This window comes from Pseudomonas sp. G1002, from assembly GCF_013385455.1.
GTDB lineage: Bacteria > Pseudomonadota > Gammaproteobacteria > Pseudomonadales > Pseudomonadaceae > Aquipseudomonas.
Genome location: NZ_JACAPY010000036.1, coordinates 46404 through 59502 on the forward strand (window position 1 = coordinate 46404; position 13099 = coordinate 59502).

The 13099-nt window shown below is 56.4% G+C and carries 12 protein-coding genes; 3 read left to right on the forward strand and 9 right to left on the reverse strand.

Features of this window, described 5'->3' with window-relative positions:
• A complete protein-coding gene (gene kdpF / locus HX801_RS23825; RefSeq protein ID WP_003218754.1) occupies positions 1–90 on the reverse strand; it encodes a K(+)-transporting ATPase subunit F in 90 nt (29 codons plus the stop codon).
• Positions 91–434: 344 nt separating this feature from the next.
• On the opposite strand from kdpF, the gene eat reads away from it, so the two are divergent.
• From eat to HX801_RS23840, 3 genes are all read left to right on the forward strand, one after another.
• The gene (eat, locus tag HX801_RS23830; protein WP_003218757.1) at positions 435–1799 is read left to right on the forward strand and encodes an ethanolamine permease; all 1365 of its coding nucleotides are present in this window, start codon (positions 435–437) and stop codon (positions 1797–1799) included.
• 110 nt (positions 1800–1909) lie between these two features.
• Positions 1910–2077 carry a DUF2897 family protein gene (locus HX801_RS23835; RefSeq protein WP_008437727.1) on the forward strand — a complete coding sequence of 56 codons (168 nt, stop codon included), beginning with the start codon at positions 1910–1912 and terminating at the stop codon, positions 2075–2077.
• Positions 2078–2176: 99 nt separating this feature from the next.
• The gene (locus tag HX801_RS23840; RefSeq protein ID WP_177022862.1) at positions 2177–2755 is read left to right on the forward strand and encodes a TetR/AcrR family transcriptional regulator; all 579 of its coding nucleotides are present in this window, start codon (positions 2177–2179) and stop codon (positions 2753–2755) included.
• Between the two features lie 28 nt (positions 2756–2783).
• On the opposite strand, the gene HX801_RS23845 is transcribed toward HX801_RS23840, so the two are convergent.
• The 8 genes from HX801_RS23845 to HX801_RS23880 all read right to left on the reverse strand — a co-directional run bounded on the left by HX801_RS23845 (position 2784) and on the right by HX801_RS23880 (position 13071).
• Complete coding sequence (locus tag HX801_RS23845; protein ID WP_008437725.1) at positions 2784–3116, reverse strand: ComEA family DNA-binding protein; 333 nt, start codon at positions 3114–3116, stop codon at positions 2784–2786.
• 111 nt (positions 3117–3227) lie between these two features.
• Entirely contained in the window at positions 3228–5222 is a 1995-nt protein-coding gene (locus tag HX801_RS23850) for a nucleoside-diphosphate sugar epimerase/dehydratase (protein WP_008437723.1), read from the reverse strand.
• Positions 5223–5386: 164 nt separating this feature from the next.
• Positions 5387–6565 (reverse strand): DegT/DnrJ/EryC1/StrS aminotransferase family protein, encoded by a 1179-nt coding sequence (locus HX801_RS23855; RefSeq protein WP_177022863.1) that lies wholly within the window; start codon positions 6563–6565, stop codon positions 5387–5389.
• Positions 6566–6664: 99 nt separating this feature from the next.
• The gene (locus HX801_RS23860) at positions 6665–7291 is read right to left on the reverse strand and encodes an acetyltransferase (protein ID WP_177008086.1); all 627 of its coding nucleotides are present in this window, start codon (positions 7289–7291) and stop codon (positions 6665–6667) included.
• On the reverse strand, positions 7288–7884 hold the full coding sequence (locus tag HX801_RS23865) for a sugar transferase (RefSeq protein WP_177008087.1): 597 nt from the start codon (positions 7882–7884) through the stop codon (positions 7288–7290). The genes HX801_RS23860 and HX801_RS23865 overlap by 4 nt, the downstream gene beginning before the upstream one ends.
• On the reverse strand, positions 7881–9098 hold the full coding sequence (locus tag HX801_RS23870; RefSeq protein WP_177008088.1) for a glycosyltransferase family 4 protein: 1218 nt from the start codon (positions 9096–9098) through the stop codon (positions 7881–7883). Before HX801_RS23870 ends, HX801_RS23865 begins: the two co-directional genes overlap by 4 nt.
• Positions 9099–9100: 2 nt before the next feature.
• Positions 9101–10645 carry a heparinase II/III-family protein gene (locus tag HX801_RS23875; protein WP_371316587.1) on the reverse strand — a complete coding sequence of 515 codons (1545 nt, stop codon included), beginning with the start codon at positions 10643–10645 and terminating at the stop codon, positions 9101–9103.
• A 281-nt stretch (positions 10646–10926) separates the two neighbouring features.
• Positions 10927–13071, reverse strand: coding sequence for a bi-domain-containing oxidoreductase (locus HX801_RS23880; protein ID WP_032899671.1), 2145 nt, complete (start codon positions 13069–13071; stop codon positions 10927–10929).
• Between the last annotated feature and the right edge of the window lie 28 nt (positions 13072–13099).

A 13099-nucleotide genomic window follows, 5' to 3' on the forward strand; every position in this document is an offset into this window, starting at 1 on the left:
CTAGTTCCGATCCGCGCGTAACAGCGCAACCAGCAGATAAATGAACAGCGCCACAGCCAACAGCAGTGACACCCCGTCCAGAACGCTCATGGAAGTTTCTCCGTCGTGCGGCGACTGCCGCGTGTAGGAGGATTGTCCGCAGGAGTGGCGTAAAGGAACGAGAGCGACGGTATGGGTGGGGCGTAAAGACGGCGTAAAGAGTGGGTTTATGCGGGGTTTACGGGGGGTATGCACTTCAAATGTGGGAGCCGGGCTTGCCCGCGATAGCGTCAGACCAGACACCAACGCCCTTATCTGGTGCAGCGCTTGAAATGATTCAAACGCCAAACCGTTCCCTCGGCGACAGTTCGGCGCCTTTACGACACGGCTTTGGTTAATGGCATGTCCGCTGCAATGCCCTGAAACATTCCAAACCGTTCAGGGAGAGCTACACGATGAACACACAACTCAAACCCACCTTGGGCACTCTGCATTTGTGGGGCATCGCAGTCGGGCTGGTGATTTCCGGAGAGTATTTCGGCTGGAGCTATGGCTGGGGCGTGGCGGGAACATTGGGCTTCCTGGTGACCTCGTTGATGGTCGCCGCCATGTACACCTGCTTTATATTCAGTTTCACCGAGCTGACCACCGCGATTCCTCATGCTGGCGGCCCTTTTGCCTACAGCCGCCGGGCGTTCGGCGAGAAAGGTGGCTTGATTGCCGGGCTGGCGACGCTGATCGAGTTCGTCTTCGCCCCACCCGCGATCGCCCTGGCCATCGGCGCATACCTGAACGTGCAGTTTCCGGCCCTCGATCCGAAACATGCGGCCGTCGGCGCCTACATTGTGTTCATGGGCCTGAACATCCTCGGGGTGAAGCTCGCCGCCACCTTTGAATTGGTGGTCTGCGTGCTTGCCGTGGCCGAGTTGCTGGTGTTCATGGGCGTGGTCGCTCCCGCCTTCAGCTTCAGCAACTTCGCCCTCAACGGCTGGGCCGGCTCCGACACCTTCGGCGCACCGGCGATCGCCGGAATGTTTGCGGCCATACCCTTTGCCATCTGGTTCTTCCTCGCCATCGAAGGCGCCGCCATGGCTGCCGAAGAGGCGAAAGATCCCAAGCGCACTATTCCAAAGGCCTACATCAGCGGCATCCTCACCCTGGTGATTCTGGCCATGGGCGTGATGTTCTTTGCCGGTGGCGTGGGTGACTGGCGCACCCTGTCGAACATCAACGACCCGCTGCCCCAGGCGATGAAAACCGTGGTCGGCGACAGCTCGGGCTGGCTGCACATGCTGGTGTGGATCGGCCTGTTCGGCCTGGTGGCCAGCTTCCACGGGATCATCCTGGGTTACTCCCGCCAATTCTTCGCCCTGGCGCGCGCGGGCTACCTGCCCTCCTTCCTCGCCAAACTGTCGCGCTTCCAGACGCCGCACCGGGCAATCATCGCCGGCGGCATCGTCGGCATCGCCGCCATCTACAGCGACGGGCTGATCAACCTGGGCGGCATGACCCTGACCGCCGCGATGATCACCATGGCGGTGTTCGGTGCCATCGTCATGTACATCATGAGCATGCTCAGCCTGTTCAAACTGCGCAAGACCGAACCGCTGCTGGAGCGGACCTTCCGCGCCCCGGGCTATCCAATCGTGCCGGGGATTGCGCTGGTACTGGCCGTGGTCTGCCTGGTGGCCATGGCGTGGTTCAACGCGCTGATCGGGCTGATCTTCCTGGGCTTCATGGTGGTGGGTTTTGTGTACTTCCAACTGACCGCGCAAGACCGCGCCGATGCACCGGCGGACGCTATGTTGACCGGGCTGTAAGGCTACCGGGGCAGAACGGGCCTACAATGAACTACTAAGAAAGCCCGTTACTCAAAGCAGTCATTACCGTGGGAAATTTCCCCACGGTTTGCTGCCTCAAGGAGAGCCCTATGCCGTGGTATGCCTGGTTGATTTTAGTGGTCGCGATCGGTTCGATCGTCGGTGGTTTGTTGATGCTGCGAGACAGCGCCAACAAGGTTGAATTGACTGATGAACAACGTAAGCGCGTGGCAGAACGCAATGCCCAGGCGGACGCCAAGGATGCGCAGGATCGCTGAGACTGAAGCGGCTCCCCGTTGAGCCGCACAATTTTGTAAACACCCGCGTATGCCCAGCGAAGCTTGGTTAATATGGCCTGATGTTTCGGAGGCCTTCCCATGCGCTATTCACAAGACCACAAAGCTCAAACCCACCAGCGCATCATCAAGGAGGCCTCGGTACGCTTTCGCCGTGACGGCATCGGTGCGACCGGTTTGCAGCCACTGATGAAAGCGCTGAACCTGACGCATGGCGGGTTTTATGCGCACTTCAGGTCAAAGGACGAGTTGGTGGAAAAGGCGTTGCAAGAGGCCGCAGCTCAACTGGATGAACATTGCAAAAAGCTGTTCAGCCAACAGCGACCGTTGGACGCGTTCATTGATAGCTACCTGTCGCAATGGCATCAGACATCACCTCATGAGGGGTGCCCGCTGCCCACGATGTCTTCCGAGCTGGGGTTGCGCGGGCAGAACAGCAGGACGACGGATGAGGTGCTTAACGCCCGGCTCAAGCAGGTCGAAGCGGCCCTTGATAGCCCGAATGCCCGCGAACAGGGCCTTGTGCTGATGTCGACGCTGGTGGGAGCGTTGGTGTTGGCAAGAAGTGTGGAGAGCGCCGAATTGGCCACGCGGATTCTTGATGTGGTGCGGGGGAGCTTGAAAGCGGGGTTCTGCGGCCAGAAGAAAGCCGGTCAATGACCGGCCTCCTCGCCTGCTTTTCAGATGTTCAATTGACCTCAAGCCTGTCGCGGTTCTTCTCCAGCAATGCCTTGCCGATACCTTTTACTTCCAGCAACTCATCTATCGCAGTGAAGGGCCCGTTGGTTTCGCGGTAAGCGACGATGGCCTTGGCTTTGGCTGCGCCAATGCCGAAGAGGTCCCGGCGCAGGGTTTCGGCGTCTGCGGAGTTGAGGCTGACCTTGGTGGTGTGGTCGACCTTGGTCATTTGTGTGGAAATGGAGGTTGGCGTTTCGGGTTTGGTGGAAGGTGCGGCAGTAGTGGCTAGGGAGAGGCTGGCAAGAAAGGCAAAGACAAAGGATGAGAAATAAGCTTTACGCATAGGTGACACTCCATGACATCGATAAGGGAAAAGCAGCTTTTCCGAAGCTGCTTTTCAAACTTAGGCGATGTTTGGGGAGAGTCAAAAATGGGTGAGTTACAGGGTGTGAGCTCAGGGCTCAAGACGACGCTGCTGGTAGATCCAGTCGACGATTTCACCGTCCGGGGAATAGCCGCTGACCGTTTCGCGCAGCAACTGACGCACACGCGTGTAGTCATCCTGTTCCACGGCGCTGAGCAGCTCCGTTAATCGGCCCTTCAACACCTCCCAGGGCAAGTAGTCTTCATTGGCACTCATAATCATCGGGTGCGGCGTCGTGACTACGTTGTCGCCGATCAACAGTTCCTCATAAAGTTTTTCGCCGGGACGCAGCCCCGTAAACTCAATGGAGATGTCACCTTGAAGATTTTTATCAGAGCGAATACTCAAGCCGGAAAGGTGCACCATCTTCTCGGCCAGCTCGACGATTTTCACCGGCTCGCCCATATCCAGAACAAATACGTCACCGCCCAGCCCCATGGAGCCCGCCTGGATAACCAATTGAGCGGCTTCAGGGATGCTCATGAAATACCGGGTAATCTTGGGGTGCGTAACCGTCAGCGGGCCACCGGATTTGATTTGCTTGTGGAACAACGGGATCACTGATCCTGATGAGCCCAGCACATTGCCGAACCGCACCATGGTAAAGCGGGTCTTGTTCACACGGGAAACATTCGAAGTCTCACCGAATAGCACCGGAGCAATTTCACTGCTGAGCGCCTGCAGTGTCATTTCTGCGAGACGCTTGGTGCTTCCCATTACATTGGTGGGACGCACCGCCTTATCAGTAGAAATAAGCACGAAGTTCGCCACATTGGCGCGTAAAGAGGCTTGCGCGGCGCTCAGCGTGCCCATCACATTATTCAGCACGCCTTCAGCAATATTATGCTCGACCATCGGTACATGCTTGTAAGCCGCCGCATGGTAGACCGTGTTCACGCGCCAGGTTTTCATGACGTCAAAGAGCTTTTCCTGATTGCGCACAGAACCCAGGATTGGCAATAACTTAACTGAAAGCGACTCACGCACGATTCGCTGCTCAAGCTCTTGCAGGATGCTGTAGAGATTGAACTCGCTATGCTCATACAACAGCAGTGTCGTGGGTTGCAGCGTGAGAATCTGCCGGCAAAGCTCAGACCCGATTGAACCGCCCGCCCCGGTTATAAGAACCGACTGCTCCTTGATGCAATGTTCAAGCAGCTCGTCCTGAGGAGGGACAGAGTCACGGCCCAACAAGTCAGCAATATCAACTTCCTGGATATCATCGACTTTCACTCGCCCGCTGGCCAAATCCATAAAACCGGGCACGCTTTGCACATGGAGTGCGAACCCCTCCAGGAAGGTCAATATCTCCCGGCGGCGCCCACGATTGGCAGACGGAATGGCGAGAAGAATCTGCTGGGCACCGGTGACGTCAACCATCTGCTGGATATGCTTTGGCTTATAGACATGCAAGCCTGAAATCACACGATCGGCAATGCTGCTGTCATCATCAATAAAGGCGACAGGACGCAACAGCCTCCCCATGCGCAATGCAGCAACCAATTGATTACCGGCTGCCCCCGCACCATAGATGGCCACCTTCGGCAGTCCATCATCTCGATTGGTAAAAGGAACATGTTGCGCAGCCGCGAACCAGTCTCCCAGGAAATACTGGCGCATCGCGAGGCGTAGCCCCCCGATCATGACCATGCTCAACCACCAGTAATTGAAGATGACCGAGCGTGGAACAAACAACTGATGGTTGCCGCTCCAGTAAACAACCAGCGCGAGAATCAACGATGACAGGCTGACGGCCTTGATAATTGCGATCAGCGCATCGTTTCCAAAATAGCGCATGACTGCACGGTACATACCAAACCGTACAAACAGCGGAATAGCGATGACCGTGGCGCTCAGGAATAGCCATAGGTATTCAGTGAAAGGATTGATCAGCTCATCAATCCCCAAACGAACGACAAAGGCCATCCAAAGGGCAAACCAGACAAGAAAAACGTCGGTCACTACCTGGAAGGCACGTTTCTGCCGCCGCGTTAAACCCAGTAATAAGGTTCTCAACTTATCCATAACGCCTTGAAACACCTCTGTTACTCCTAAAGTACATCCGCCACCACCATGGATGATTCCAAGGGACCTCATACCATGATGATGGAAAATTCCATTTGACTGGCCCGCAGCTCAAATCCTTCTGCGTTGCAAACAAAGACGGGCATTCCTGACTGTCTAACTGATTACTCTTCGGTAGCCAACTGCATAACGGCCTTGAGCACCGAGCATGTCTTGTCGATCTCATGCTGCGTCAACGTCGGGTGCACGAGAAACATTACACTTGTTTCGCCGAGCTCCCGTGCTACCGGCAACCGGCTCGCCGGACGCCAGCCAGTATTGTCAAACGCCTTCTCCAGATAGACCTCGGAGCAGGAACCGGAAAATACCGGAACGTCTCGTGCCGAAATCTCCGCCAGAATACGATCACGATCCCATCCGGCCTTGAGAGCCTGAGGCTCGACAAACACGTAGCACTTATACGCCGCGTGAACACTGCCCTCAGGCATGATTGGCACACGCAAGCCTTTGAGTTGGCTGGCGCACTCCCATATCTGCCCGGCATTCGCCAGCCGGCTGGCCTGCCAGTCGGTCATGCGCTTGAGCTGAATCCGACCGATGACGGCCTGAACCTCGAGCATTCTCCAGTTCGTACCGAAGCTTTCATGCAACCAGCGAAAACCAGGAGGATGGTTACGTTCGTAGACAGCTTCCCAGCTTTTGCCATGATCCTTGAACGACCACATGTCCGACCACAACTTACGATCGTTGGTTGTGACCATTCCGCCCTCGCCACCTGTGGTCATGATCTTGTCCTGACAAAAGGACCAGGCAGAGATATGGCCAATTGACCCCACCGGGCGCCCCTTGTAACGGGCGCCATGGGCCTGGGCACAATCTTCGATCACTTTAAGGTCGAATTCCTCGGCCAGGGCCATGATCGGATCCATATCGCAAGGCCAGCCAGCCAAATGCACACAGATTACGGCCCGGGTGCGAGGAGTCAGTACAGCGCGGATAGTCTGCGCGTTGGAGTTTTGCGAATCGCGATCCACATCGGCAAAAACCGGAACAGCCCCGGCATTCACAATGCTCGAGACGGAAGCAAGAAACGTGCGTGAGGTGACAATCACTTCATCGCCAGCACCGATACCCAACGCCTTCAAGGCAAGGTCCAGGGCAACCGTTCCGTTAGCCAGGCCGATGGCGTATTCGGTGCCCGCCCATGCAGCGAACTCCTTCTCAAACTCACGCCCCTGTGTACCAGTCCAGTAGTTGACCTTATTGGACAGAATCACATCACGTACGGCGTCAGCTTCCTCTTCAGTAAAAGAAGGCCAAGGAGAAAATGGTGAATTCAACACAACCAGTACCCGTCAGTTTTCATTCGAAAATATGAAAGACTCGTCACTACGAGCCCCGTTGCAATTCGCTCAATCCGCTGTTCGCGCGGCGACGACTTTTCAAGAGCCGTCCAATAACCTGGCCGGCACTCCGGCGACCGTAACCTTGTCTGGCACGTCTCTGACAACTACGGCACCCGCACCAACCATGACCTGTGAACCGATGCTCACAAGTTGTCGTATGCAGGCACCTATGCCAATCCAGCTCAGATCCTGTACGCAGACGCCCCCTGCAAGCCGGGCGCCGGGGCTGATGTGCACACACGATCCCAATAGACAATCGTGGTCGACACTGCTGCCCGTATTGAGAATAGCGCCCCTGCCAACTTTGGCATCGGCGTTTACCACCGCGCCAGCAAACACCACCGACCCCTCACCAAGCGTGGCATACCGGCTGACGGTTGAATCCGGATGGCGCAGCGTTACCAGCGTAGCGCCTGCCGCCTTCAGCTGGTCCAGTTTTGCCTGGCGAACCCGATTATTGCCGATCGCCACCAACACACCGTCATATTCATGCACAGCCGCCAACAGTCTCTCGGTGTTGCCTACGACGCTCCAGGCACCATTTCGAAGCAAACCGGGCCAGGCGTCATCAAAGAATTCAATCGTGTCCCAACCGCAGCATTCGGCCGTATCCGCGACGACTTTGCCATGGCCGCTTGCACCCAGCACCGCAAGGCGGCTCATGGCTTGGAGCCCGTGAACTTCGATGCTGTAGCTTCGCCTTCGGCACTGATACCGTCACGCACCAGAACTTTCTTGATCGTCAGGAAAATCACCTTCATATCCAGCCAAAAAGACTGATTATCGACATACCAGGTGTCCAGCTTGAACTTTTCTTCCCAGCCTATTGCGTTGCGCCCGTTGACCTGTGCCCAGCCGCTGACGCCAGGGCGAACCTCATGGCGACGATATTGTTCGGCGCTGTAGAGAGGCAGGTATTCCATCAGCAACGGTCGCGGGCCCACCAGGCTCATATCGCCCTTGACCACATTCCACAACTCGGGCAATTCATCCAGGCTGCTGGATCGCAGAAAACTGCCAAAGGCTGTCATGCGCTGGGAGTCTGGCAAAGGCTCACCGTTTGCGTCATGAGCATCACGCATCGTACGGAACTTGATCATTTCGAACGGTTTGCCATTCCGACCTGGTCGAACCTGACGAAACAGAACGGGAGATCCCAATTTCTTGCGAATGTTCCAGGCAATTACTGCTATGACCGGAGAAAGCAGAATTAGTCCAAGCAACGACGCAAATAAATCAAAACCACGCTTGATCATCTGGCAACACCCTCCAGCCAATCCACAAACCGGTCAGCCAATTTACGTCGGTCAAACTCTCTGACCGCCAATTCTCTGCCTCGTGCGCCCTTCGCCCGCAGCTCGTCACGATCATCTGCCGCCTGTATCAACGCATCTGCGAAAAGCGCAGCATCATCTGGAGGTACGACAAAACCGCAGTTCTCGGTGGAAATCATCTCGGCGAGCCAGCCCGGGTAGTTATTTAAAACAGGCAACCCTGACGCGATATAGTCGAAAAACTTGTTAGGCGACGTTCCGTAGTAAAAGGCCGGTACGTTTGCCAATATCTGCAGCCCCAGGTCCGCGCTGGCCATCAAACCGGACAACCGGGCCTTGTTCACCGGGTCATGAAATATCACATTGTCCAGCTGCTCTTCCGCTGCACGCTTCTGAAGCGCGGGCTTGAGCTTGCCCTGCCCGATCAAAACCAGCCGGATATCATCGCGCTTACGCAGTTTAAGCTCTCGAGCCGCATCGAGCACCGCGTCCAGCTTGTTGGCCACTCCATGAGTACCCGCGAAGACCGCTACCAGATGGCTTTTATCCACTCCAGCCGGCAACCATGGCTCAGCAGGCGTGTTGAAAATATCAAGGTCACAACCGTTTGGGATCATTTCGATTCGATCACGCGCCACACCGCGGTGCGCAATTCCATCCACAATACCTGGAGACAATCCAATGACCCGGTGAGCCGAGCGATAACTTGCCCACTCAAGAAAAGACATGGCGGCAAGGATTACCGGATTACGAATGACGCCCATCGCTTTCGGCAGCTCGGGCCAGAGATCCCGGACCTCAAATACAAACGGCTTATTGCGAAACCACCGGGCGAATATCCCGGGGATACCGGCTGTCAATGGCGTGGTGGTCGCAAAGACCAGGTCGTAACGCTCGGTTAGCGCAATACCGATACTGCGCACTGCAAACTTTAAAAAGCTGAGCGCTCGAACGAACAGGCCATCGCTGTTGGAGTACGCCAGGTCAAATTCGATGATCTCGATACCGTCGACGGTACCTTTGCGTTTTCCACCAACGAAAGGGCTTTCCAGCCCCGTTTGGCCACCACCGTAGCTGCCGCAGACCATCGTCACCTGATGCCCCCTGGCAACCAGGCGGCGGGCCATCTCATAGGACCGGATACCGGTCGCTCCTTTCGGAGTAGAAAAATGCTGATGAAAATAAAGGACTTTCATGTCTACCAGTGATACTCCGTAGTCAAAACGCCCGCCGAAGTCACCTCAACCTCAAGCACCGGCACTTCAGTTTTTTGTAAGTAGTAACGAGACTCCCAACCCTGGACGAGCGCTCGTCGCACGATAGGCATGCTGCCTGCAACCGACAATCGATGGGAGCCGTTGGTCAGGACGTCGCCCTCAAGCCGCCAGTCCCCCGGCTGCAAACGCCAGCGTAGAACTGCACGATCCTTGAATCCGCTAAATTCATCCCTGACCAGCATGCCGGTGTCGCTCAGGCTCACATGCCGCTTATGACGGACGCCGTTACCGTCGATATACGTGGCGCCGCAGGCGCTTGTTCCAGCCTGCTCAACCAGGCTTTCGACCTGGCGCGTATGCAACCACTCCCCGAACAGAAACCGGCTGAGCCTCGGCATCTGGTCTCGCCCATCAAATTGAAGGGTGTTGTGGCTGGCGGTACCCGGAAAATAACTCAGCCACTGGGCAGAGGTGTTGTAGCTGAAGGTACCTGCATCCCGGAGCAGGTTAATGCCTGCACGCCATAGATCCACATGCAGGGCATCGGCCTGGCTGGGGCGAAACCGGAAGCGCGGGTAGCGCAATACAGCGAAGGTTTGTTCACGCCGCAACAATGCATAACCACCCTGATCAAACAGCTGGCTACCTGGACGCTCCGCTACCGCCGATGGGCCGGGCAGCAGCAGCCATTGCAGTGGCAAATCCCATTCACCTGCCGCCTCATAGGCTCTCTTTCCGGCAAACAACGCCATGGACAACTGGACCGAAGGCCTGAAGTCGCGATAGTCCGTATCCGTCAGTGGCAGCAGCCGGGCACCATCATTTGCGCCCATGTTCGGAGCATCTCCAGTGTGCTCGTCGACCAACGAAAATAACCAATGCGCGGCTGTGCGAGCCCTGAGTTGGAACGTGGCGGAGAACGCCGGGAGCCCCAGCTTGTTTCTCCAGATTTCAACCATGGAAAATGTGTCGAGCATCACCCGATGATAATTGACGGAGTACTGGCTGAAACTGCCATCTTGCTCGATCAGCCGAGCGGCCCGGTTTTCGAGCCATTTGCGCCCCAATCGCTGCCAGCGTTCGCCCTCGGGGCAACCGCTTGAGGTCAACCAACTGCCGCCGACAAAAAGTGCAGCCGCCTCGGAAGTCCCGTGGTTATTGTCCTGAGCCATCGCATAGCTCAGCGTCGGCTCGATACGCTTGAGGTGCAGTCGGACCAGATCCACAAGCCCCGGCAACGGGTTGGCAAACTGTTCGACAATGACCGAACTCATCGCCAGGTGCAGGACACGAATGGACGCCTCCTGACCGCACTTCCAGTTCGGACCGCAATAGGGAGGATTGTTGACACACCAATCCGTCAACCAACCGTTTAACTGCGCCGTCCCTGAAGACCCGCCAACACAGGACTTCTGGGCAAAGACCAACGTCCAGTCAAATCGCGAAGCTTCCCAGATATTCTTGATATCACCGACAGCGGCATCAAAATCAGGAATCCGCCACCATTCCCGGCCGGGATCAGGCACTCGAACTCCATTCAGCGGATTCAAATGCCAGTCAGGGGGTGCGTCCGATACCGGGCACTCCCAGAACCCGAAATACCGGACCTGGGAATCCCATTGGGACGCACATGGCAACGAGCCGGCCTGCCTCGCACTTTCCGCAAAAAACGGGCCTTGAGGAATTTCAGCCCGAAGGCGTCGGACCGGGTTCAAGCCAGTCTTGACCCCGAGCCGATACGTCAATGCACGCGCCAGATTGCCAAAACCGAGAGCTATCGCAGTTTTGGCTTTAACAAGAAGAAGGCTCATTGCTCGCGCAGAATCCGGGCAACTTCAATGCTCACGCGCGCCACTTCGAAAATCTCATCGGAAGTGATCGGCGTGACCGCCCCGTTTTGCACCGCTGCCAGGAAAGCTGCAGCGCACTCGCTTTGCCCCTTGTTCTGTTTCCAGAGATTCAGCTTGCTGAAGCCCGGCCAGCCGAAACCCTTCAACTTGCGGAAGTTATCCAGTTGCAGGACGCGTCCGGCAGCGAAAACTTCAACTCGCTCTTTTGGAAAGCTTGAAGCGCCATTGGCCAGATAGAGGATGGTGCCGAAAGAGCCATCCTCAAACCCCAGGGTGATCGCCGCTTTATCTTCCGTAATGGCAACAGCAGGCGTATCGCCCATTCTGCGGGCCTGGATCGAAACAATTTTGCTGCCCGCGAGAAAACGCATCAGGTCGATGAAATGACACGCTTCGCCAATAATGCGCCCACCGCCGACTGACGGGTCCTGGGTCCAGTGATTTGCGGGAATCGCTCCGGCATTCATCGTCATGATGAAAGACTTGGGCTCTTTTACAGCCGAGAGCAACGCCTTCATCTTTTGCACCTGCGGCGAAAAGCGTCGATTGAACCCCACCATCAAATGTGGCTTGAGCCCTTGTTCGACAGCCTTTCGATAGGCCTCTTCAACCGTTGCCAGATCCTGGGCTTCAATGGCCAATGGCTTTTCGACGAACACATGTTTACCCGCCTCCAGCGCTTGCGCGACAAAACGGGCATGGCTGTCGTGCCGGGTGACAATTGCAACAGTGTTGATCGTGCTCTCGCCAAGCATCGCACTGATATCAGTCGAGGCTTGTGCAAATCCGGCCTTGCTGCCGTGTATTACACCGTTGATGCCACCGGCAGTCACAATCGTATGGAACTGAGCCCCTGCGGCCTTGAATGCCGGTATCAGCATTCTTGATGCATAGTTTCCTGCACCGATGAAGCCCACCACGGGTTTGACCGGGTCGAAACTGGCTACCGCACCAGGTGCCAGCACCACTTCCTTGATGTTTCGCTCGGTCTCTTCCGAGGTGTACTGAAGAATGATGCCCAGCGCCGAATTATCCGTCGTAAGCGTCTGATAGGCATCCGCGGCGTCTTCGAATGCAACCCGATGGGAGATCAACGAGTTGACCTCCAATTGGCCGCTGGCGAGCATGTCCAGGACGGCTTCGAAGTTGCGCTGCTCAGTCCAGCGAACGAAACCAATCGGGAAGTCGTTGCCTTGATCTTCGTAACTCGGATCGTAGCGCCCGGGCCCGTAAGAACATGAAACCTGGAATGTCAGTTCCTTCTCATAGAAGTCGGCTCGACTCAACTCAAGCCCGGTTACCCCTACCAGAACAATGCGCCCACGCTTACGGCACATGTGTGCCGCCTGGGTGACCGGGTCGGACGACTTGGTCGACGCCGTAATGATGACGCCATCCACCCCTCTTCCGCGGCTGAATGTCATTCCCGCCGAAACAACATCTTCGCCCTTGCCGGGGTTGCAGGTTTCGGCGCCATAACTGCGAGCCAATGCCAGCTTTTGCTCATCGAAGTCAACGGCAAGTACCCGGCAGCCTTGAGCCCGCAGGAGCTGGACCGTCATCAGTCCGATCAGGCCTACGCCGGTGACTACAAAGGTTTCACCCAATGTCGGCTGAGCCAGACGAATGCCCTGCAAGCCGATGCTGGCAAGCACGGTAAACGAAGCGGCTTCGTCGCTGACCGAGTCCGGAATCAAGGCACACAGATTCTTGGGAACAACAACGATATCGGCATGAGGACCATTGGAAACCACACGGTCGCCCGGCTTGAACCCGGACACATCATTGCCCACGGCACCCACAACACCCACGTTGCAGTATCCAAGCGGCAACGGCTGCGCAAGCTTCGAGCGAACGGCTTCCACCGTTGTCGCCAAGCCATCGGTCTGGACCTTTTGCAGAACCATGCGGACCTTGTCAGGTTGCTGGCGAGCTTTTTCCAACCAGTTGGCACGGCCAAACCCTACCAGCATGCGTTCCGTGCCAGCAGAAATCAGCGTATTGGTTGTATGGATCTTTAGCGTGCCACTACGAACGGCGGGAGCGGGTGCATTAACCAATGACGTCTCACCGCTAGCCATGTTCTGAACAACCTGCTTCATGCATTCACACCAATAAAGTTAAAAATTC